Origin of the sequence: Ramlibacter henchirensis, from assembly GCF_004682015.1 — a bacterium.
Lineage (GTDB): Bacteria > Pseudomonadota > Gammaproteobacteria > Burkholderiales > Burkholderiaceae_C > Ramlibacter > Ramlibacter henchirensis.
Genome location: NZ_SMLM01000001.1, coordinates 1,931,733 through 1,953,869 on the forward strand (window position 1 = coordinate 1,931,733; position 22,137 = coordinate 1,953,869).

Annotated in this window: 15 protein-coding genes; 7 read left to right on the plus strand and 8 right to left on the minus strand. The window is 70.3% G+C overall.

From position 1 onward, the window contains the following. Nucleotide 1: 1 nt before the first annotated feature. Nucleotides 2-562 carry a YaeQ family protein gene (locus EZ313_RS09550; protein WP_135262931.1) on the minus strand — a complete coding sequence of 187 codons (561 nt, stop codon included), beginning with the start codon at nucleotides 560-562 and terminating at the stop codon, nucleotides 2-4. Next, nucleotides 562-1,941 (minus strand): adenylosuccinate lyase, encoded by a 1,380-nt coding sequence (gene purB, locus EZ313_RS09555; RefSeq protein WP_135262932.1) that lies wholly within the window; start codon nucleotides 1,939-1,941, stop codon nucleotides 562-564. Before purB ends, EZ313_RS09550 begins: the two co-directional genes overlap by 1 nt. Before the next feature lie 125 nt (nucleotides 1,942-2,066). Between purB and EZ313_RS09560 the strand changes: the two genes are divergently transcribed. Further along, entirely contained in the window at nucleotides 2,067-2,681 is a 615-nt protein-coding gene (locus tag EZ313_RS09560) for a glutathione S-transferase N-terminal domain-containing protein (RefSeq protein ID WP_135262933.1), read from the plus strand. Nucleotides 2,682-3,018: 337 nt separating this feature from the next. On the opposite strand, the gene EZ313_RS09565 is transcribed toward EZ313_RS09560, so the two are convergent. Beyond that, nucleotides 3,019-3,591, minus strand: coding sequence for a glutathione peroxidase (locus EZ313_RS09565; RefSeq protein ID WP_135262934.1), 573 nt, complete (start codon nucleotides 3,589-3,591; stop codon nucleotides 3,019-3,021). Nucleotides 3,592-3,772: 181 nt separating this feature from the next. Here EZ313_RS09565 and EZ313_RS09570 point away from each other — a divergent pair, with 181 nt between their 5' ends. Next, nucleotides 3,773-4,636 (plus strand): ferritin family protein, encoded by an 864-nt coding sequence (locus tag EZ313_RS09570; protein WP_135262935.1) that lies wholly within the window; start codon nucleotides 3,773-3,775, stop codon nucleotides 4,634-4,636. Beyond that, nucleotides 4,636-5,127, plus strand: coding sequence for a D-glycero-beta-D-manno-heptose 1-phosphate adenylyltransferase (gene rfaE2 / locus EZ313_RS09575; RefSeq protein ID WP_135262936.1), 492 nt, complete (start codon nucleotides 4,636-4,638; stop codon nucleotides 5,125-5,127). The genes EZ313_RS09570 and rfaE2 overlap by 1 nt, the downstream gene beginning before the upstream one ends. A gap of 7 nt (nucleotides 5,128-5,134) precedes the next feature. On the opposite strand, the gene EZ313_RS09580 is transcribed toward rfaE2, so the two are convergent. The 5 genes from EZ313_RS09580 to glnE all read right to left on the minus strand — a co-directional run bounded on the left by EZ313_RS09580 (nucleotide 5,135) and on the right by glnE (nucleotide 14,350). After that, on the minus strand, nucleotides 5,135-8,236 hold the full coding sequence (locus EZ313_RS09580; RefSeq protein ID WP_135263630.1) for an efflux RND transporter permease subunit: 3,102 nt from the start codon (nucleotides 8,234-8,236) through the stop codon (nucleotides 5,135-5,137). 16 nt (nucleotides 8,237-8,252) lie between these two features. Beyond that, nucleotides 8,253-9,428 (minus strand): efflux RND transporter periplasmic adaptor subunit, encoded by a 1,176-nt coding sequence (locus EZ313_RS09585; RefSeq protein WP_135262937.1) that lies wholly within the window; start codon nucleotides 9,426-9,428, stop codon nucleotides 8,253-8,255. Between the two features lie 20 nt (nucleotides 9,429-9,448). After that, on the minus strand, nucleotides 9,449-10,861 hold the full coding sequence (locus EZ313_RS09590) for an efflux transporter outer membrane subunit (protein WP_135262938.1): 1,413 nt from the start codon (nucleotides 10,859-10,861) through the stop codon (nucleotides 9,449-9,451). Next, the gene (locus EZ313_RS09595; protein ID WP_240788577.1) at nucleotides 10,858-11,577 is read right to left on the minus strand and encodes a CerR family C-terminal domain-containing protein; all 720 of its coding nucleotides are present in this window, start codon (nucleotides 11,575-11,577) and stop codon (nucleotides 10,858-10,860) included. Before EZ313_RS09595 ends, EZ313_RS09590 begins: the two co-directional genes overlap by 4 nt. Nucleotides 11,578-11,662: 85 nt before the next feature. After that, entirely contained in the window at nucleotides 11,663-14,350 is a 2,688-nt protein-coding gene (gene glnE / locus EZ313_RS09600) for a bifunctional [glutamate--ammonia ligase]-adenylyl-L-tyrosine phosphorylase/[glutamate--ammonia-ligase] adenylyltransferase (RefSeq protein ID WP_240788630.1), read from the minus strand. Between the two features lie 120 nt (nucleotides 14,351-14,470). Between glnE and EZ313_RS09605 the strand changes: the two genes are divergently transcribed. Genes EZ313_RS09605 through EZ313_RS09620 form a run of 4 tightly spaced genes read left to right on the plus strand, consistent with a single transcriptional unit; the run spans nucleotide 14,471 to nucleotide 22,117 of the window. Continuing rightward, nucleotides 14,471-18,586, plus strand: coding sequence for a YhdP family protein (locus EZ313_RS09605; protein WP_135262941.1), 4,116 nt, complete (start codon nucleotides 14,471-14,473; stop codon nucleotides 18,584-18,586). Further along, a complete protein-coding gene (locus EZ313_RS09610; protein ID WP_135262942.1) occupies nucleotides 18,583-19,392 on the plus strand; it encodes a carbon-nitrogen hydrolase family protein in 810 nt (269 codons plus the stop codon). The genes EZ313_RS09605 and EZ313_RS09610 overlap by 4 nt, the downstream gene beginning before the upstream one ends. Beyond that, nucleotides 19,389-21,479: a two-component system sensor histidine kinase NtrB gene (locus tag EZ313_RS09615; protein ID WP_135262943.1), complete on the plus strand. Its 2,091-nt coding sequence runs from the start codon at nucleotides 19,389-19,391 to the stop codon at nucleotides 21,477-21,479. Before EZ313_RS09610 ends, EZ313_RS09615 begins: the two co-directional genes overlap by 4 nt. Next, nucleotides 21,479-22,117, plus strand: a complete 639-nt coding sequence (locus tag EZ313_RS09620) for a response regulator transcription factor (RefSeq protein ID WP_135262944.1) — start codon at nucleotides 21,479-21,481, stop codon at nucleotides 22,115-22,117. Before EZ313_RS09615 ends, EZ313_RS09620 begins: the two co-directional genes overlap by 1 nt. Nucleotides 22,118-22,137 lie beyond the last annotated feature (20 nt).

Below are 22,137 nucleotides of genomic sequence, written 5' to 3' on the forward strand. Positions count from 1 at the left end.
TTCACTTCCAGCGCACCGGTTCCAGGTCGACGCTGCCGCTGCCGCCCGAGAGCATCAACGCGCCCTCCTGGATCGTGGCCTGCAGTTGCATGCTGCGCTCCGCGAGCGCCGCGAGCGCTTGCGACGAAACGGCGGGAATGCGCCAGACCTGCAGCCTGTCCAGCCGCGACAGCTTGCCTTCGATGCCGCGCCACCAGACTTCGGCCGCATGCGAGAAGGCGTACACCAGCACGCGGTCGGCTTTCGAGCAGGCGCGAACCAGGGGCTTGTCTTCGGGCTGGCCGACCTCGATCCACAAGCGGCTGCGTCCGGTGAAGTCGCGCAGCCACACGTCGGGATCGTCCGGGTCGGACAGGCCCGCGCCGAAGGAGAGCGTGCCGTCGCCGTTGCACTCGGTCTGCAGCGCGTGCGCGTTGAGCGCCAGCGTCGCGAGCCGGACCATCATGCGTTCGTCGGTCTCGCTCGGATGACGGGCGAGCGTGAGCGCATGGTCGGCGTAGTAGCCGTGGTCGATGTCGGCGACCGCCAGCTGCGCCTTGAAAACCGTCGACTTGAGCGCCATCAGGCGCGTCGCGCCAGTTCGGCGGCCTTGCCCACGTAGCTGGCGGGCGTCATCGCCAGCAGCCGGTCGCGCTCTGCGGGCGGGATTTCCAGCGAACGGATCAGCGCATGCAGGTCCTCGGCGCGCACCGAACGGCCGCGCGTGACTTCCTTGAGCTTCTCGTAGGCGCCCTGCACGCCGTATCGGCGCATCACGGTCTGGATCGGTTCGGCCAGCACTTCCCAGGACTGATCGAGGTCGGCTTCGATCGCCTCGCGATTGAGTTCGAGCTTGGCCAGCCCGATGCCCATCGAGTGGTAGGCGAGGGTCGCGTAGCCGAGCGCGACGCCCATGTTTCGCAGCACGGTGGAGTCGGTCAGGTCGCGTTGCCAGCGCGAGACCGGCAGCTTCTCGGACAGGTGCCGCAGCAGCGCGTTGGACAGTCCCAGGTTGCCTTCGGCGTTCTCGAAGTCGATCGGGTTCACCTTGTGCGGCATGGTCGAAGAGCCGATCTCGCCCTCGCGCAGCTTCTGCTTGAAGTAGCCCAGGCTGATGTAGCCCCAGACGTCGCGGGCCCAGTCGACCAGGATGGTGTTGGCGCGCGCCACGGCATCGAACAGTTCCGCCATGTAGTCGTGCGGCTCGATCTGGATGCTGTACGGCTGGAACGTCAGGCCCAGGCCGAGCGGCTCGGGCGTCTCCACGACCTTGCGCGCGAAGGCCTCCCAGTCGAAGGCGGGCCAGGCGGCCAGGTGTGCGTTGTAGTTGCCCACCGCGCCGTTCATCTTGGCGAGCAGCTGCACGTTCGCGATGCGGTCGCGCGCGACGGCCAGGCGCACGACGACGTTGGCGATCTCCTTGCCCACGGTGGTGGGACTGGCCGTCTGGCCGTGCGTGCGACTGAGCATGGCCACGTCGGCGTACGCGTGCGCCATCTCGCGCATGCGGATGATCACGGCGTCCAGGCTCGGGAGCAGCACCTGCTCGCGGGCGTATTTGAGCTGCAGCGCGTGGCTGGTGTTGTTGATGTCCTCGCTGGTGCAGGCGAAGTGCACGAACTCGCTGGCCGCGCGCAGTTCGGGTCGCGCGTCGAAGCGGGACTTGATCCAGTACTCCACCGCCTTCACGTCGTGGTTGGTGGTCTTCTCGATCTCCTTGATCGCGAGCGCGTCGGCCTCGCAGAAGTTCTTCACCAGCCCGAGCAGGTAGGTGCGCGCGCCCGGCGACAGCGGCTTGAACTCGGAGAAGCCGGCGTCGGACAGCGCGATGAACCAGCAGACTTCCACCTGCACGCGGCGGTGCATGTAGCCCTGCTCGCTCATGAGCGGCCGCAGCGCGGACAGCCGCGCGGCATAGCGGCCGTCCAGCGGCGAGAGCGCCGAAATGGTCGATAGCGTCATGGGAACGCGGATTGTAGGCGTGCGTTTTCGGGTCGATCCGGCGCCCCGCGCTGTAGTCGCGCTGCCACAGCGGCAGCATCGCGAACCTCTAGAATCTGCGCGTGCCCCCCAACAGCAAGAGTCCCATGAAACTGATCGGAGCGGTGACCAGCCCTTACGTGCGCAAGGTGCGTGTCGTGATGGCCGAGAAGAAGCTGGACTATCAGTTCGTGCAGGAGGACGTGTGGGCGACCGAGACCACGATCTCCGAATCCAATCCCCTGGGCAAGGTGCCTTGCCTGGTGATGGAAGGCGGCGAGGCGCTGTTCGATTCGCGCGTGATCGTCGAATACCTGGACACGCTGTCTCCGGTGGGCAAGCTGATTCCCGTGATGGGACGTGAACGCGCGGAGGTCAAGACCTGGGAAGCGCTGGCCGATGGCGTACTCGATGCGGCCATCCTCGCGCGCCTGGAGAACCACTGGGCCGGGCGCAGCAAGGCGCAGCGTTGCCAGCCCTGGATCGACCGTCAGCTGGCCAAGGTGCAGGCCAGCCTCAAGTCAATGAGCCAGGGCCTGGGCGAGAAGCCGTTCTGCACGGGGATCCATCTGAGCCTGGCCGACATCGCCGTGGGCTGCGCCCTCGGCTACCTCGAGTTCCGCTTCCCGGAAATCGACTGGCGCACCCCTTATCCCAACCTGGACAAGCTGTACGCCAAGCTGATGCAGCGTTCGAGCTTCCAGGACTCCCGGCCGGCCTGACCGGCCGCGCTCCGCTTCTCCAGCAGACCGACGCGCCTCCGGCGCGCCGCCGCATGGCCCAGAAACGCCTGAGCCGGGGACGGTCGCCCGTCGCCGGCTCAGGCCGGGAAGAAAAATGCTGCGAAGCGCCCCGGAACGAAGGAGGGAGGGAGGGAGGAGGAGAAGAGTCGTCCCAGGATTGCAGTCCGGGACTACGCCCGGAAGGCTTCGCAGCAATAACTCGATTCTTTTCGGAGCCGCGCTCCGTGCCCTTATGGACACGCTGCGCCGGCCCCGGTTCCGCCCACTGCGCTGGCTTTACGGTAAAGATTTGTGAGGCGCGCCGGCGCTGCGCAGCTCAGGGACTGCCGAGCAGTTTCTCGATCTGCCCGAGCAGCGCCTTGTCCTGTGGGGTCGTCATGCTCGAGTATTGGGCCACGACGCTGCCGTCGCGAGCGATGAGGTACTTGTGGAAGTTCCAGCGCGGCGCCTGGCCCGTGCGCGCGGCCAGTTCCCGGAACAGCGGGTTCGCGTCTCCTCCCCGTACGCTGGTCTTGGCGAACATCGGGAACTTCACGCCGAAGGTGTTCTGGCAGAACTCGGCAATTTCCTGGTTGCTGCCCCGCTCCTGCGCGAAGTCGTTCGAAGGAAAGCCGAGCACGACGAGCCCGCGGTCGCGAAAGCGTGAGTACAACTCTTCGAGTCCCTTGTACTGCGGCGTGAAGCCGCAGTAGCTGGCGGTGTTCACGACCAGCAGCACTTTCCCCGCGTATTGACACAAGGACTGTTGCTTTTCGTCCTGCAGCCGCGGGAACTGCTGGTTCAGCAGCGCGGGGCAGCCGGGTCCGCCTGACCCGGCGGCTTGGGCCGAGGACGGCAGCGGCACCGCCGATGCGGCGAAGGCGAGGCAGAGGACAAAGACGCGAAGCATGGGCGACCCCGGGAAGAACTCAGCCCATTGTGCGCGGGCGCAAGAGGCAGTGGGCGGCATGCGGCCTATTGGCCGACACCCGAAAAGGCCGTACGGAGACCCCGTGAGCTCCATCGGCCGTCAGCGGGCCATCAACCGCGACAACTAAAATTGCACAAAAGTGAAAGCCGCGCCCCCTTCCATGCTCTACCCCGAACTGTTCAAGCAACTCGAGTCCGTCCGCTGGGACATGGACAAGGACATCCCTTGGGACAAGTTCGACGCGAGCAAGCTGTCGGACGAGCAGGCCCAGACCATCAAGATGAACGCGATCACGGAGTGGGCGGCGCTGCCCGCCACCGAGATGTTCCTGCGCGACAACCGAAACGACAGCGACTTCTCCGCGTTCATGTCGATCTGGTTCTTCGAGGAGCAGAAGCATTCGCTGGTGCTCATGGAATACCTCAAGCGTTTCCGTCCCGACCTGGTGCCCACCGAGGAGGAGCTGCACGAAGTGCGCTTCGAATTCGAACCGGCGCCGGCGCTGGAGACGCTGATGCTGCACTTCTGCGGCGAGATCCGCCTGAACCACTGGTACCGCCGCGCCTCCGAGTGGCACACGGAGCCGGTGATCAAGCACATCTACCAGACGCTGAGCCAGGACGAGGCGCGCCACGGCGGCGCCTACCTGCGCTACATGAAGCGGGCCATCAACAACTTCGGCGTCGAAGCCAAGGCCGCGTTCGCCAAGGTCGGCGTGCTGATGGCCAGCGCGCGCCGCACCGCGCAGGCTCTGCATCCCACCAACCTGCACGTCAACAAGGCCCTGTTCCCGCGCGACACGATCCAGAGCCGCCTGCCCAACCCCGAGTGGCTGGAGCACTGGCTGGACAAGCAGATCGACTTCGACGCGGTGTGGGAGAGCAAGGTGGTCGAGCGCATCCTGCACAACCTCAGCCTGCTGATGAACCGCAGTTTCAAGAGCGTGCAGGAGCTCAATCGCTACCGCAAGGAGCTGACCGCGTCGGTCACCCAGGGCAGCACGCCCACGCCCAGCGCGGCCTGATGGCGGCTCCCGCGGCGCCGCCGGGCTTCCTGCGCAAGATCGTCGAGCGCAAGAGCGCGCCGCAAGCGCTGGCGGCGCTGGCGCAACCGGTCGTCTTCACCAACGGCGTGTTCGACGTGCTGCATCGCGGCCACGTCACGTACCTCGCGCAGGCGCGGGCGCTGGGCGCCAGCCTCGTCGTCGCGCTCAACACCGATGCCTCGGCGCGCCGCCTCGGCAAGGGTCCCGACCGTCCCCTGAACAACGAGCAGGACCGCGCGGTGATGATGGCCGCGCTCGGCTGCGTCGACCTGGTCACGTGGTTCGACGAGGACACGCCGGTGCAACTGCTGTCGGAACTGCGTCCGGCCATCTACGTCAAGGGCGGCGACTACGACGTTGCCAGGCTGCCCGAAACGGCCGTGGTGCAGGGCTGGGGCGGCCGCGCGGTCGCCCTGCCATTCGTGGACGGGTATTCGACGACGGCGCTGGTGAAGAAGATCCGGGGCTGACCGGGCTTCAGTGCGGCGTGCCGGCTTCGGTCGCCGGCTTCGCCAGCGGCGGATGCCGCCGCAGCTTCCGCCCGATGCGCCTGAACAGCCCCTCCACGTCGTCGACCACGGTGAACACCACCGGGATCACCAGCAGGCTCAAGACCGTCGACGTGATCAGCCCGCCAATCACGGCGATCGACATCGGGGATCTGAAGCTCGCGTCGGCCGCGCCGAGGCCAATCGCGATCGGCAGCATGCCCGCGCCCATCGCGATGGTCGTCATCACGATCGGCCGCGCGCGCTTGTGGCAGGCGTCGATCAGGGCATCCAGCCGGCTCATGCCGTTCTGTCGCGCGACGATGGCGTACTCCACCAGCAGGATCGAGTTCTTGGTCGCGATCCCCATCAGCATGATCAGACCGATCAGCGAAGGCATCGAGAAACTCTTCTGCGCGATCAGGAGGCCGACGAAGGCGCCGCCCAGCGACAGCGGCAGCGCGGCCAGGATGGTCACCGGATGGAGGAAATCCTTGAACAGCAGCACCAGCACGATGTAGATGCACAGCACGCCGGTGAGCATCGCCAGCCCGAAGCTCGCGAACAGCTCGCCCATCACCTCGGCATCGCCGATGGTGACCTGCCGCACGCCGGCCGGCAGGTTGCGGATCGAGGGCAGTTCCTGCACCTGCGCCGCCACGTCGCCCAGCGGCAGCCCGGACAGCTCCACCTCGAAGTTGATGTTGCGCGAGCGGTCGTAGCGGTCGATCACCGCCGGCCCGCCGGTCAGCTCCAGCGTCGCCACCTGCCCCAGCATGACCGGCCCGCGCGCGCCCGGCACCGTGAGGCGTTCGAGCGCCGACAGGTCCTGGCGCGCCTCGTCCTGCAGCCGCACCACGATGGGCACCTGCCGCTGCGACAGATTCAGTTTCGGCAGCGACACGTCATAGTCGCCGACGGTGGCGATGCGCAGCGTCTCGCCGATGGCGGCGCTGGTCACGCCCAGGTCGGCGGCGCGCGTGAAGTCGGGCCGCACGGCAATCTCCGGCCGAACCAGGCTGGCGGTCGATGCGATGCTGCCGAGGCCGGGGATGGTGCGCAGGTCCTTCTCCACCGCCAGCGCCGCGGCCTGCAGCGCCTGCGGGTCCTCGCCGGTGAGCACCAGGATGTACTTCTCGCCGGAGCCGCCCAGGCCGACCTTGCTGCGCACGCCGGGCAAGTCCTGCAGCGCGGTGCGGATCTGGTTCTCGATCGGCTGCTTGCGCGGCCGCTCGCCGCGGTCGGTGAGCAGGATGGTGAGCGTCGCCTTGCGCACCTCGGCCTGACCGCTGCCGGCGAAGGGATCGGTGCCCGCCGCGCCGCCGCCGATGGTGGTGTAGACGCTGCGCACGTGGTTCACCTTCGACACGAGCTGGCGCGCCTGTTCCGCGGCATTGCGCGTCTGCTCCAGCGTCGAGCCGGGCGGCAGCTCCAGGTACACCTGGGTCTGCGAGTTGTCGTCCGGCGGGATGAAGCCGGTGGGCAGCAGCGGGATCAGCGCCAGCGAGCCGGCGAAGAACGCGGCCGACATCAGCACGGTGGCGATGCGATGGCGCAGGCTCCACTGCACGCAGCGCAGGTAGATGCGCATCCACGCCGGATCCTTGTGACCGCCCTTGACGGGCTTGAGAAGGTAGGCCGCCATCATCGGCGTGAGCACGCGCGCCACGACCAGCGACGCGAACACCGCCAGCGCCGCCGTCCAGCCGAACTGCTTGAAGAACTTGCCCGCGATGCCGCTCATGAAGGCCGTCGGCAGGAACACCGCGATCAGCGTGAAGGTGGTGGCGATCACGGCCAGCCCGATCTCGTCGGCCGCTTCCATCGCCGCCTGGTAAGGCGTCTTGCCCATGCCCAGGTGGCGCACGATGTTCTCGACCTCCACGATGGCGTCGTCGACCAGGATGCCGACCACCAGCGACAGCGCCAGCAGCGTGACCACGTTGATCGAGAAGCCCAGCAGGTACATGCCGAGGAAGGCCGGGATCACCGACATCGGCAGCGCCACGGCCGACACGAACGTGGCGCGCCAGTCGCGCAGGAACAGCCACACCACCAGCACCGCGAGCAGCGCGCCCTCGTACAGCAGGTGCAGCGAGCCGTCGTACTCTTCCTGCACCGGCGTCACGAAGTCGAAAGCCTGCGTGAGCTGGATGTGCGGGTGCGCGGCCTTGAGTTCCTCCAGCGCCGCACGGATGCCGCCGCCCACCTCGACCTCGCTCTCGCCGCGGCTGCGCGAAACCTCGAAGCCGACCACCGGCTTGCCGTCCAGCAACGCGGCCGCGCGCGGCTCGGCGGTCGTGTCGCTGACGGTCGCCACGTCGCGCAGCTTGATGCTGCGCCCGCTCGCCAGCGAAACATCGATCTCGCCGATCTCGCGCGCCGTCTTGACGGTGGCCAGCGTGCGCACCGGCTGCTCGCCGTTGCCCAGGTCGAGGCGGCCGCCGGCGCTTTCGGTCTGCACCTGGCGCAACTGGCGCGACACGTCGGCAGCCGTGGCGCCCAGTGCCTGCAATTTCTGTGCGTCGATCGCCACGCGGATCTCGCGCGTCACGCCGCCCACGCGGTTGACCGCGCCCACGCCCTTGACGGCCAGCAGCTTGCGCGAGACCTCGTTGTCGACGAACCAGGACAGCGCCTCGTCATCGAGGCGAGACGAAGCGATGGTGTAGGCCAGCACCGGCTGGCCGGCCAGATCGAGTTTGGCGACGATCGGATCGCGCAGGTCCGCGGGCAGGTCGGCGCGCACGCGCGAGACGGCGGAGCGCACGTCGTCGACCGCTTCCTGCACCGGCTTTTCCAGCCGGAACTCCACGGTGAGCGTCACGCCGCCGTCCTGCACCTTCGTCATGATGTGCTTGACGCCCTGCACGGTGGCGATCGAGTTCTCGAGCTTGCGCGCGACGTCGGTTTCCAGCTGCGAGGGCGATGCGCCGGGCAGCGAGGCGCTGATGGTGACGGTGGGCAGGTCGATGTCGGGGAAGTTCTGGACCTTCATCGCGTTGAACCCGAGCATTCCGCCGAACGTGAGCAGCACGAACAGCATCACTGCGGGGATCGGGTTGCGGATCGACCAGGAGGAGACGTTCATCATGAAGAGCGCTCCTTCAGCGGGCCGCCGCCGCGGCCGACGCCGGACGCGCGGCGGTCTGCGCCGCGGCCTCGACCACGCGGACCAGGTCGCCGTCGTTCAGGAAGCTGCCGCCCGAGGCCACGATCCTGGCGTCGGGCTGCAGTCCCGAGATGATCTCCACCTGGCCGTTCACCAGGCGGCCGGTCTGCACCTTTACCTGGGTCACGCGGTTGTCCGGGTTGAGGCGCATCACGTAGCTGAAGCCCTCGCGCAGCACCACGGCCTGCTGCGGCACCGTCAAGGCCGCGCTCGCGCCCAGCTCGAACTCGCCGCGCGCGAACATGCCTGCGCGTGCGCTGCCGTTCGAGGGTCCCGGCAGCGGCGACAGGTCGACATAGACCAGCGCCGAGCGCGTCTGCGGATCGACGGTCGGGCCGATCATGCGCACCCTGCCTTCGAGTTGCGCTCCGCTTGCAGCGGTGACCATCGCGCGCGTGCCGGGTTTGACCCGCCCCAGTTCGGTGGACGTCACTTCCGCACGCCACTCCAGCCGGCCCTGGCGGATCAGGCGGAACAGCTCGGTGCCGCTGCCGACGACGGCGCCGACCGTCGCCGTGCGCATCGAGATGATCCCGTCGTCGGGCGCCAGCACTTGCGTCTGGTTCACGCGCACCTGCTGCGCCTCGAAGCTGGCGCGCGCGGCCTGAACGCGGGCCTGCGCCGTCTTCTCCGCCGTGAGGTACTGGTTGATCTGCGCGGCGCTGAGCGCGCCGGTGGTCTGCAAGCCGCGCGCACGCTCGGCGTTCGCCGCCGCTTCCGCCGCGGCCGCTTCGGCCTCGGCCAGCGCGGCACGCGCCTGCGCCGCTTCGGCCCGCAGCGTGTCGGTTGCGAAGACGGCCAGCACCTGGCCCTTGCGCACGCGGTCGCCCACGTTCACGCGCACCTCGGTCAGGCGCTGCCCCGGCGACTCGGCGCCGACGCTGGCTTCCTGCCAGGCGGCGATGTTGCCGTTGGCGGCCAGCGTGATCGGCATTTCGACGCGACGCGGCACGGCCGCCGACACAGTCAGCGACGGCTTGGCGGTGGCGGCAGGCTTTTCTTCGGCCGCGCTCGAGCCGCTCGTGGTGGCGATCACGCCGGCGACGATCAACGCCACGACGGCGGCCGCGGCGAGCAGCGTGCGCACGGGAATTGTTCCGATCTTCTTCATCCGATATCCCTCGTTCCGGTTCAGCGGGCCGCGCCCGCAGGGGCCTCGTCGCGGCGCCAGCCGCCGCCCGTGGCCCGGTACAGCGCCACCCAGGCGGCGGCGCGTTCGCGCTGCAGCGTCACCAGCGCAGTCTCCGCCGCCAGCAGCGTGCGGCGCGCATCTTCCAGTTCGAACAGGCTGCCCAGCCCGCCGCGGAAGCGCGCCTCGGTGGCGGCGAACGAAGCGCGATAGCCCTCGGCCGCGGTCCGCGCGTCCTCGTCGCGGCGGCGCGCGCTGTCCAGGTTGACCAGCGCCTGCTCCACTTCGCTCACGGCCTGCCGCAGCCGGGCGCGGTAGGCGACTACGGCCTCGTCGTAGCGGGCGCGCGAGGCGTCCGCATTCGCGGCGCGCCGGCCCGCGTCGAACAGCGGCAGCGTCACCGCCAGCGGCCCGAGAGACCAGGTCTGCGCGTCGGTCCACTCGCCGCCCAGCCGCACCATGCCGGCCGCCACCGAGCCGGTGAGCGACACGCGCGGGTAGCGCTGCGCCTGCGCGGCGCCGACGTCGGCGCTGGTGGCCGCCACTTCGCGCTCGGCCTGGAATACGTCGGGCCGCTGGGCGAGGACCTGCGCGGGCACTTCGGTCACGCCGAACAGGGGCGCAGGCCCCGGCTCATTCCAGGACGTCTCGAGGCGCTCGCGCAAAGCGGGTTCCGGCACGGCGGTGAGCGCCGCCAGCGTCTTGAGATCGATCTCGCATTGCGCGCGCTGCTGCGTCAGGCGCGCCGAGCCTTCGGCCGCGCTGGCCCGCGACAGTGCAGCGGTGGCCGGCGCGGTGAAGCCGGCTTCGGCGCTGAGCTGGTTCAGCCGCGAGGTTTCGGCGCGCGAGCGCGCATCGTTCTCCGTCACCGCCAGCAGGCGCCGGCAAGTGCGCAGCGCGATGTAGTTGTTGGCAGTCTCGGCCGCCACCGACACGCGTGCGTCGTGCCAGCCCGCCTGCGCGCCCTGCAGCCGCGCCTGCGCGGCGTCGGCCGTGGCGCGGTTGCCGCCGAACAGGTCGATCTCCCACTGTGTTTGCAGGCCCGCTTGCACGGTGGTGGCCAGCGGGATCGGCGGCTGGGTGAAGCCGCGGTTGGCCGATGCGGTCGCATCCAGATTGGGCAGCAGCGCCGCGCTGGCGGCCACGCGCGTGGCGCGCGCTGTTTCGATGCGCGTCGCCGCGGCGGCGATGGTGGGGCTCGCGGCCTGCGCGGCGTCGATCAGCGAAACCAGCACCGGGTCCTGGAGCTGATCCCACCAGCGGCTCATGTCGGCCAGTTGGCCGCCATGCGGCAGCGGCGCGTAGAACTGGGGCGGCATCGGGGCCTCGACCTGCGATGGCGGCCGCGTCACAGCGCAGCCCGCCAGAATCAGGGCGAGGGCGAGCACGGCAGGCATGCGAAGCCGGTTGGTCATTCCTGCGTTCTCCTTTTTTTCAGCGCCGCGCGGCGGCGCGCCTCGGCGTCGACCATGCCGAGCGCGTAATCGGCCAGCCGTTCGGTCGCGGCCTGCACCGCGTCCTCGCCATCCAGCAGTGCGGGCCGGAAACGCTCGACCAGGTCGCGGCAGACATACAGGTGCATCGGCAGCGCGACGATCGCAAAGGCGAGCCGGTGCACCTCGTCGTCCTCGTGCTGCAGGCCGAGGTGGCGGCACAGCAGGCGCACGAGAGCCTGATGCGCCGGTCGGATGCCCTGCTCCACTTCCTCCTGCCAGAGCGCGCTCGGCTCCAGCATCTCGCGGTAGCGAAGCCGCATCGACTGGTCCAGCAGCTCGTCGCCCAGCTTCATCGGCTCCAGGAAGCTGCCGATGAACAGGACGAATGCGGCGTGCATGTCGAGGCCGGGTTGCTCGTAGACCGAGAGGTCGTTGCGCGTCCTGTGCATCGGCTCGGTGTAGGCCGCCCGGTACAGCCCTTCCTTGTCGCCGAAGTAGTAGCGGATGGCGGCGACGTTCGCGCCGGCGGCCTGCGCGATCTCGCGCGTCGAGGTGCGGGCGAAGCCCTGGTCCGCAAATAGACGAAGGGCGGCAAGGAGCAGACGTTCGCGGGCCTGCTCCCCGGCCGCGCCCTTGGGCACGGCAGGCGCGGGCGGCTGGCGCAGCGGACGGGTACGGGAGGCGGTCGCGGGCATGAGGGCCCGCATTTAACCACCCTGAATCAAACGATTGATTAAGGAAGAATTAGCCGGGCCGCCGCCGGGGCGATCTGGGTTCTTTTCAGCCGAAGACGGCGGTCCAGAGCTTCTGGATGGCTTCGCGCTCGGCGGTCAGCGACTCGGGCGCGACCTGGGTCGGCTCCTCGTTCAGCCGGGCGCCGTGCTGGATGCGCCGCAGCTCGCGGTAGGCCGCGGCGGCGCGTTGCCCGACCGTCGCAGGCAGCAGCCCGGCCGCCTCGGCCCGCTGCAGCAGCGCGATGTTGCCGAGGTTGGGCACGAGCTCCCGGTGCGCGCCCGAATGCGCCAGCACCAGGTACTGCACCGCGAACTCGGCGTCGACCATGCCGCCTTCGCTGTGCTTGACGTCGAAGCAGCCCGCCTTGACCGGATGGGCCGCGCGCACGCGCTGGCGCATGGCCACGATCTGCTGCTTCAGGGCGTCGTGGTCGCGCGGCGCGGTGATCACGGCCTCGCGCACGCCGTCGAACCGCTGCGCCAGCGCGGGCTCGCCCATCACGAAGCGGGCGCGCGTCATGGCCTGGTGTTCCCAGGTCCACGCGGTGTTGCTGCCCCGTCCCTGCTGGTAGTTCTCGTAGGCGGAGAAGGTGGTGACCAGCAGGCCGGAGCTGCCGTTGGGCCGCAGGGCGGTGTCGATCTCGTACAGGTCGCCTTCGGCGGTCTTGGTGGTCAGCCAGTTGATCAGCTTGCGAACGAACGCGGCGTACACCTCCTGGGCGCGCTCGTCCTCGTCCTCGAACACGAACACGATGTCCAGGTCGCTGCCGTAGCCCAGTTCCTTACCGCCCAGCTTCCCGTAGCCGATGATGGCGAAGCGCGGCGTCTCGCGGTGGCGGCTCTTGAGCCGGTCCCAGCACCAGCGCGTGGTGACACGCAGCACCGCGTCGGCCAGCGCGCTCAGGTCGTCGGCCACCTGCTCCACCGTCAGCCGCCCTTCGATGTCGCGCGCCAGCGTGCGGAACACCTCGGCGTGGTGCGCGCGGCGCAGCAGGTTCAGCAGCGCCTCGTCGTCATCCTCGCCGGTGCGGCACAGGGCGCGGCGGCGGTCTTCCAGGTCCTGCTCGAACTCGGCCGGCGTGAAGCGCTCGGAGAACAGCGCCTCGCTGGCCAGTTCGTCGATCACGCCGGGATGGCGCAGCAGGTAGCGCGCCGGCCACTTGGCCGCGCCCAGCAGGCGCAGCAGGCGCTCGTGGACGTTGGGGCGCTCCAGCAGCAGCGCCAGGTAGCTTTCGCGCCGCAGCAGCGGCTCCAGCCAGTCGGCCATGCGCACCGCGGCCTGCTCGCCGACTCGCCCCTCCAGCAGCCATTGCCCGGTGCGCGCGATCAGGCGCGACAGCCGATGGCGCGCATCCTCGCGCAGCGCCATCACGCGCGGATGGCCGCACCAGCGGCCGATGCGCTCGCGCAACTGGGGCGGCATCTGCTCCAGCAGCGATTCCAGGTCCGGCGCCGCGCGCGAGCCCTTGGGGCCGACGCAAGCCTTGCATTCCTCCTGGCCGCCGAGCAGCTTGTCGAACTCCTGCGCCACGAACTCGCGGTGGCTGTCCAGCTCGTGCAGGAAGGGGCAGCAGTCGGCGTAGCCCATGGTGTGCGCGATCCAGGCCAGGTCGCCGTCGTCCTCATCCGCGTTGCAGCCCATGGGCAGCACGTGGGTCTGCTGGTCGTCCAGGTACTGGATGCGGTGCTCGACCCGGCGCAGGAACTCGTAGGCCCTGGCGAGCGACTCGGCCGTGGCCTGCGGCATCAGGCCGGCCGCCGCAACCCGCTGCAGCGCCTGCAATGTGGGACGGGTGCGCAGCTCCGGGAACTGGCCGCCGCGCACCACCTGCAGCAACTGCACGACGAATTCGATCTCGCGGATGCCGCCGCGCGACAGCTTCACGTCATTGGCGCGCTCGGGCCGGCCGGCGCTGCGGCGCGCGGCATGCTCGCGGATCTGCCGGTGCAGCACGCGCAGCGAGTCGAACACGCCGTAGTCGAGGTAGCGGCGGAACACGAACGGCAGCACGACCCCTCGCAGCGCCTGGGCCGAGCGGTCCTCGACGGCGCTGCGCGGCGCGACCACGCGGCTCTTGAGCCAGGCGAAGCGCTCCCATTCGCGGCCCTGGACCAGGAAATACTCCTCCAGCGCGTCGAGCGACACCACCGGCGGGCCCGAATTGCCGTTCGGCCGCAGCGCCAGGTCGACGCGGAAGACAAAACCGTGTTCCGTGGTGTCGCCCACCAGGGCGAAGATGTTCTTCACCGCCTTGGCGAAGAACTCCTGGTGGCTGATGCGGCCGCGCCCGTCCACGCCGGGCGTTTCCCCGTTGTGGTCGTAGACATAGATGAGGTCGATGTCGCTGGAGACGTTCAGCTCGCGCGCACCGAGCTTGCCCATGCCGATGACCCACAACTGTGCCGGCCGGCCGTCGGGCGCCAGCGGCGTGCCGTGCACCGCGGACAGTTCCGACAGCGCGTGCACGCAGGCCCGGTCGAGCGCGAATTCGGCCAGCAGCGTCACGGCGCCGGTCACGCCGGCCAGCGGCGCCTGCTGCTCGCAATCGAGCTGCGCGAGGCGCTCGAGCACCAGCTGGCGAAGGATGCGAAGCGCCGCGCCGAGCGCATGGCCGCGGGTGCTCAGGGCTTCGAAGGTGGATTCGAGGGTTTCGCGGGTCGGCAGGCCCGGGGAAAGGAGCGCCAGTTCGGCGGCGTAGCGGCGCCTGATCCGCTGAACGAACCGCGAATGCATGGAACCGGCGGGAGCGCCGGGCGTCTGACCAGGGACCACGACGTCGCCTTCCGTGAGGCTCCGAACCGCGGCCGCCCCTGCAGCACCGGGGCTCATAATTCCTGCCACCTCGTAGTTTTCATGAACGACTCGCCCCCGCTCCCCTCGGGCCCGCTGAAGCTTTACGCCGCTGTCGCGAACGGGCTCCTGTGGCTGTTGGCCGCCGCCTGGCTGCTGTTGGCGCTCGCCTGGGGAGCGGTGCACGGCTGGATTGTGCCGCGAATCGGTGACTTTCGCCCCGTGCTGGAAACCCGGGCCACGCAGCTGCTCGGCGTGCCGGTGCGGATCGGCGCGATCAGCGCGCGCAGCGAAGGCCTGGTGCCCTCGTTCCAGCTCGAATCGGTGGTGCTGCTGGACCCGCAGGGCCGGGAAGCATTGAGCCTGCCGCGCGTCGTGGCGTCGCTCTCTCCGCGCTCGCTGTTGCACCTGGGTTTCGACCAGCTTTACATCGACAGTCCGGTGCTGGACGTGCGTCGTTCGGCGCAGGGGCGCCTGGTCGTCGCGGGGCTGGAGCTGGCGCAGGGGCAGGAGGACGACGGCCGCATGGCCGACTGGTTCTTCCGCCAGCGCGAATTCGTGATCCGCGGCGGCACCGTGCGCTGGACCGACGAGATGCTGGCCGCACCGCCCTTGCAGCTGGAGCAGGTCGACTTCGTCGTGCGCAACACGTCGCGGCGCCACGCGATACGTCTCGACGCCACGCCGCCTCCTGCGTGGGGGGACCGCTTCACGGTGCAGGCCGCTTTCCGCCAGCCGTTCCTGTCCGCGCACCCGGGCCGCTGGCAGGACTGGGACGGCCAGTTGCATGCGGATTTCCACCGCGTCGACCTGGGCGAGCTGCGCAAGCACACCCGGCTCGGCTTCGAAGTGCACGGCGGGCACGGCGCCGTGCGCGCCTGGGTGGACGTGGCGGATGGAAAAGTCACCGGCGCAGTGGCCGATCTCGCCGCGGCGGGCGTCTCCACCACGCTGCGCAACGGCCTCGCACCGCTCGCGCTCGCGACCGTCTCGGGCCGGCTCGGCGGACGCCTGCTGCCGGGCGGGCTCGAAGTCGAGGCGCGCGAGCTGCAGTTCACGACGGCCGAGGGCCAGCGCTGGCCGGCCGGCAACGTGTTCTTCACCTTCACCGAGCCCGACGGACGCCGCGAGGGCGCGGGCGAACTGCGCGCCGACCGGGTGGACCTGGGGGCGCTCGGCCAGGTCGCAAGCGCGCTCCCTCTGGGCGAGGCGACGCATGCGGCCCTGGCGCGGCACGCGCCCCGTGGGATCGTCGAGAACCTGATCGCGAAATGGCAGGGGCCGCTGCCCTCCCCCGCCCGGTACCAGGCCCGTGGCCGCGTCACCGGCCTGCAGATTGCCGCGGTGCCGGCTTCGGTCGAGGACGGCCATGCGACCGGCGCGCTGCCGGGCGTGCGCAACGCATCGCTCGACTTCGACCTGAACGAAGCCGGCGGCAAGGCGCGCCTGTCGCTCAACGCCGGTGAGCTGGAACTGCCCGGCGTGTTCCAGGAGCCGGTGCTGGCGTTCGACCGCCTCTCCGGCGACCTCCAATGGCAGCTGGCCGGCGAGCGCATCACCGTGAACGTGGCCAACCTGCGGTTCGCCAACGCCGACGCGCAGGGCGAAGGCCAGGCCAGCTGGCGCACCGGCGACCAGCCGGCCCATCGCTATCCGGGCGTGCTCGACCTGCAGGCAAGCCTCTTGCGGGCCAAGGGCGCGCGGGTGTGGCGCTACCTGCCGCTGGGCGTGCCGCAGGACGCGCGCGACTACGTGCGCGAGGCCGTGCAGCAAGGCGACGTCGCCGACGCGCGTTTCCGCGTGCGCGGCGACCTCAAGGACTTCCCCTTCCCGCAACGCCAGGGCGATTTCCTCGTCACCGCGCAGGTGAGGAACGCCACGTACGCGTTCGCGCCCCGGTCCGTGACGCGCGGCCCGCTGCAATGGCCGGCGCTGTCGCAGCTGTCCGCCAGGCTGGTGTTCGACCGCACCAGCCTGCGGATCGAGGACGCGCAAGGACGACTGACCGGCGCGCCCAACCTGCGGGTGAAGGCTTCAGCACAGATCCCGGACCTGTCGCAAGCGGTCGTCGGCCTCGATGGCGAGATCCGCGGGCCGCTCGCCGAAGCGCTGGGTGTGGTGCAGCGTTCCCCGATCTCGGCGTTGATGAACGACACGCTGGCCCGCTCCACTGCCAACGGCAACACCGAGGTGAAGCTGGGTCTCGAACTGCCGATCGAGCAGATCCAGCGCAGCCGCGTGCAGGGCACGGTGACGCTGGCCGGCAACGACGTGCAGATCACGCCGGACAGCCCGCCGCTGCAGCGCGCCCGCGGCTCGGTGCTGTTCAGCGAGCGCGGCTTCCAGCTGGTGGGCACGCAGGCGCGCGCACTCGGCGGCGACATGCGCATCGAAGGCGGCAGCCGCCCCGGCGGGGCTGAGCCTTCGGTGGTGCTGCGCGCCCAGGGCACCGCGACCGCGGAAGGATTGCGGCAGGCCCGCGAACTCGGTTTCGTCTCGCGCCTGGCCAAACATGCGACCGGCGCTTCCAGCTATTCGGCCGTGCTCTCGTTCCGGCGCGGCACGCCCGAGGTGCAGGTCACGAGCAGCCTGCAGGGGCTGGCGCTAAGTCTGCCCGCGCCGCTGTCCAAGCCGGCCGAGGCGGCCATGCCGCTGCGCTACGAGAACGTGCTGCTCGCCGCCGACGCCAGCGGCCCGATGCACGACCAGCTCTCGGTCGACATCGGGCGCGTGGCCTCCGTCACCTACGTCCGCGATGTGTCGGGCGCCGAGCCGAAGGTGCTGCGCGGGTCCATCGCCATCGGGCTGGCGCAGGGCGAGTCGGCCTCGCTGCCCGACCAGGGGGTCACGGCCAACGTGCGCCTGGGCTCCACCAATGTCGATGCATGGGAGCAGGTGTTCGAGGGCGGCGCGCCGGCGACTGCCGCCGCACCCGCGTCCGCACCTGCCGCCGCCGCGCCCGCAAGGCCGGCCAGTGCGGCAGCGGCCCTCGGCTACCTGCCCACCACGATCGCCCTGCGCGCCAAGGAACTCACCGTCGAAGGCCGCACCCTGCACAACCTGGTGGTGGGCGGCTCGCGCGACGGCCTGCTCTGGCGCGGCAACGTCGACGCCGACGAGCTGAACGGCTACGTCGAATACCGCCAGCCCGCCGGCAGCGGCGCGGGCCGGGTCCACGCGCGGCTCGCTCGCCTGTCCATCGCCGCTTCGACGGCCAATGCGGTGGAGACCCTGCTGGACGAACAGCCCGCCAGCATGCCGGCGCTGGACGTGGTGGTGGAGGATTTCGAACTGCGCGGCCGCAAGCTCGGGCGCCTGGAGATCGACGCGGTCAACCGCGGCGGCGCAGCCGTCGTGCGCGAAGGCGGGATCCGCGAATGGCGCCTGAACAAGCTGGCGCTCATCACGCCCGAGGGCACGTTCAGCGCCACCGGCAACTGGGCGGCGGTGGACGCACAGGCTGCTCCGCCGGGCGGGCCGCGGCCACCGCGCACGCCGCCCGAGCGCCGTCGCACGGTGATGAACTTCCGCCTCGACATCGGCGACGCGGGCCAGCTGCTCACTCGCGTGGGCATGAAGGACGTCGTGCGGCGCGGCCAGGGCCGCATGGAGGGCCAAGTGGCCTGGCTCGGCTCGCCGCTGGCCTTCGACTATCCGTCGATGCAGGGCTTTTTCCACGTCGACGTGCAGGCCGGTCAGTTCCTCAAGGCCGACCCGGGCCTGGCCAAGCTGCTCGGCGTGCTGAGCCTGCAGTCGCTGCCGCGCCGCCTGGCGCTGGACTTCCGCGACGTGTTCAGCCAGGGCTTCGCGTTCGACTTCGTGCGTGGCGACATCACCATCCAAAACGGCGTGGCCGCGACCAACAACCTGCAGATGAAAGGCGTCAACGCGGCGGTGCTGATGGAAGGCAAGGCCGACATCGCGCGCGAGACGCAGGACCTGCGGGTCGTGGTCGTACCGGAGATCAACGCCGGCACCGCCTCGCTGGTAGCCGCCGTGATCAACCCGGCCATCGGGCTGGGCACCTTCCTCGCCCAGGTGTTCCTGCGCGAGCCGCTGGCGCGCGCCGCCACGCAGCAGTTCCAGATCGAAGGCACCTGGGCCGATCCGCGCGTCACCAAGCTGGCGCGGCAGTCGGCCGCCGGGGGGCCGCCCCAGGAGCAGGAGGCGCAACGATGAAGGCCGCAGCCTTGCAGATGGTGTCCACCCCGCGGGTAGGGGACAACCTGGCCGCCGCCGCCAGCCTGATCGCGCAGGCGGCCGCGCAGGGTTGCGAGCTCGTGGTGCTGCCCGAGTTCTTCTGCCTGATGGGGCGGCAGGACAGCGACAAGCTGGCGGCGCGCGAGGAGCCCGGCCGTGGTCCGATCCAGTCATTTCTCGCCGCGGCCGCGCGCGAGCACCGGATCTGGCTCGTGGGCGGAACGCTGCCGCTGCGGGCCTCCGACGACGTTCGCGTGCGCAACACCAGCTTCGCCTTCTCGCCCCAGGGCGAGTGCGTGGCGCGCTACGACAAGATCCACCTCTTCTGGTTCGACGACGGCGGGGAGCGCCGCGACGAACCGCGCAGCATCGAGCCGGGCAGCGAGCCCGTGGCCTTCACGCTGCGGGCCCGCGACGGGCGCGACTGGCGCATCGGCATGTCGGTCTGCTACGACCTGCGCTTTCCCGAGCTGTACCGGCGCCTGCAGGCCGACGTGTTGCTGGTGCCGAGCGCCTTCACCCATGTCACGGGCCAGGCGCACTGGGAGGCGCTGCTGCGCGCCCGCGCCATCGAGAACCTCGCCTACGTGCTCGCGCCCGCGCAGGGCGGCACCCACGAGAACGGCCGCCGTACCTGGGGCCACACGCTCGCCGTCGATCCCTGGGGCCAGGTGATCGCCTGCCGCCAAGAGGATGGCGAAGGCCTTGTCGTGGCCGATCTCGACGCTGAACGCCTTACCGGCTGGCGCCGGCAGTTGCCCGCGCTGGAGCACCGCGTGCTATGAGCCCGCGGCTGTCCGCCGCCGGGACCCGCGCGGCGACGGCGCTGCGAGCGCCGGGCCACCGCTGGTCGCTGTGGGTCTGGCTGATCGCGCTCGTGGCCACATTGCTCGTGACGCTGGTCTGGCTGGCGGGGCGCTACGAGGCCACCCAGCTGCAGACACGGATCGAGCGCGACACGGCCGAGGCGGTGGCCGAGATCCGCACCGCGCTCACCCGCAACGTGCAGTCGCTGCAGGCGCTGCAATCGATGCATGCCGGGTCGCCCGCCGGCTCGCAGGTGGGCTGGGCCAACGACGCGCTGCGACTGCTGCACGACCACCGTGAACTGGTGCGGATCGAATGGCGCGACCCGCGGATGAGGGTGCTGGCCGCCGTCGACACCCCTTTCCGCCAGCCCGTGTTCGGCCGGCTCGGTCGCGCCAATGCGCAGCCCGACGTGCAGCTGGCCTGCGGCGCTGCGCGGCGCCTGAGCGGCCCCGGCTATTCCGCCAGCTACTTCGTGCCGCAGGTCGACGGCATCGGCATGGAAGTCATGGAGCTGTGCCTGCCGCAGGCCAGCGGCGGCGTGCCCAGCGGCTACGTGGTCGCCACCTACGCGCTGAGCGAGGTGCTGGCGCTGGTGGCGCCGGACCTGGCGCGCGGGCAGGAGATCTCGTTCACCGAGGCCGACGGTACGCGGCTCGCGCTGCACGGCGGCTCCGGCCGCGGCCGGCGCGTGTTCACGGCGCAGCAGCTGCTGGACCTGCCGGGCAACACGCTGGTGCTGCGCATGGACAGCTGGAGCGGCGCGCCGGACCTGTTCCCCAACGTGCTCACGGCGCTGGTCACCGCGATGTCGATCGCGCTGCTGATCGTGCTGTTCCTGCTGGGCAAGGACATGCGGCGGCGCCAGCAGGTGGAGCAGGACCTGGCCGAGGCGCTGGCCTTCCGCAAGGCGATGGAGGACTCGCTCGTGACCGGCCTGCGCGCCCGCGACCTCGCCGGGCGCATTACCTACGTCAACCCGGCTTTCTGCGCGATGGTCGGCTTCTCGGCCGAGGAGTTGCTCGGGCACTCGACGCCCGCCCCTTACTGGCCGCCGGAATTCGTGGGCGAGTACCAGAAGCGGCAGGAGATCCGCCTCGCGGGCCGGCATGCGCCGCCGCGCGAAGGCTTCGAGTCCGTGTTCATGCGCAAGGACGGCTCGCGCTTCCCGGTGCTGATCATCGAGGCGCCTCTGATCAACGCCCAGGGCGTGCAGACCGGCTGGATGAGCGCGTTCCTCGACATCAGCGAGCAGCGCCGGATCGAGGAGCTCTCGCGCGCGAGCCATGAGCGCCTGCAGGCCACCGCGCGGCTGGCCACGGTCGGCGAGATGGCCTCGCTGCTCAGCCACGAACTCAATCAGCCGCTCGCCGCCATCTCCAGCTATGCCACGGGCTCGCTCAACCTGCTGCAGGCGCGCGCGGGCCTGCCGGACGCCGAGCCGGCCGACCTGCGGCTGGCGATTCAGCGCATCGCCCAGCAGGCCGAGCGCGCCGGCCGCGTGATCAAGAGCGTGCACGACTTCGTGCGGCGCCGCGACAAGGCGCGCGAACCGGTGCGGCCCGAAGAACTGCTCGACGCGGTGATGCCGCTGGTCAGCCTGCAGGCGCGCAAGCTGCGCGTGCAGGTGGAGACGCGCGTCGCGCCGTCGCTGCCGCCGGTGGTCTGCGACCGCACCATGGTCGAACAGGTGCTGCTCAACCTCGCGCGCAATGCGATGCAGGCCATGGACGAGGCGCGCGTGGCCCATCGTTCGCTGGTGCTGCAGGTGCGGCGCGCCGGCGAGGAGGCAGGCAAGGGCTGGCTGGAGTTTTCGGTGGCCGACCAGGGGCCCGGCATCGCACCCGAGGTGCGCGAGCAGCTCTTCACGCCCTTCTTCACCACCAAGGCCGAAGGCATGGGGCTGGGCCTGTCGCTGTGCCGCACGGTGGTCGAGCAGCACGGCGGCTTCCTGGCGTTCGAGCCCAACCGGCCGCGCGGTACGATCTTCCGGTTCACCTTGCCCACTGACGCCGCCGCGGTGCCCGCGCCGCAAGCCGCCCCGCTGGCCGCCACCACCGCCTGATGCAACCCGCGCCGGACGCCACCGTCTTCATCGTCGACGACGACGAAAGCGTGCGCGAGGCGCTCGCCTGGTTGCTGCGGTCGCGCCACCTGGCCAGCGAGCGCTTCGCCACCGCGGAGGCATTCGAAGCCATGCTGGCGTCGGGCTTCTCGCCCTCGAACCCCTGCTGCCTGCTGCTGGACGTGCGCATGCCGGGCATGAGCGGGCTGGCATTGTTCGAACGCATCGCCGAGCGCGGACTCGTGCAGGCCGTGCCCGTGATCTTCCTGACCGGACATGCTGACGTGCCGACCGCCGTGGGCATGGTCAAGCGCGGCGCGTTCGACTTTTGCGAGAAGCCCTTCTCGGACAACGCGCTGGTGGACCGCGTCGAGCAGGCGCTGCAGCAATCCGCGCGCGTGCTGGCCGAAAAGCGCGCCCGCGACCGGCTGGCGGCGCGCGTGGCCGAACTCACCGACCGCGAGCGCGACGTGATGCAGCTGGTCGCGCGGGGCCTGCCGAACAAGCTGATCGCCGACCAGCTGGCCATCAGCGTGCGCACGGTGGAGGTCCACCGCGCGCGCGTGTTCGACAAGATGGAAGTGAAGTCCGCCGTCGAGCTGGCCAACGTGCTGCGCGACGTGGCGGACGCGCGCTAGGTCTTGGGCGGCTGTTCGTC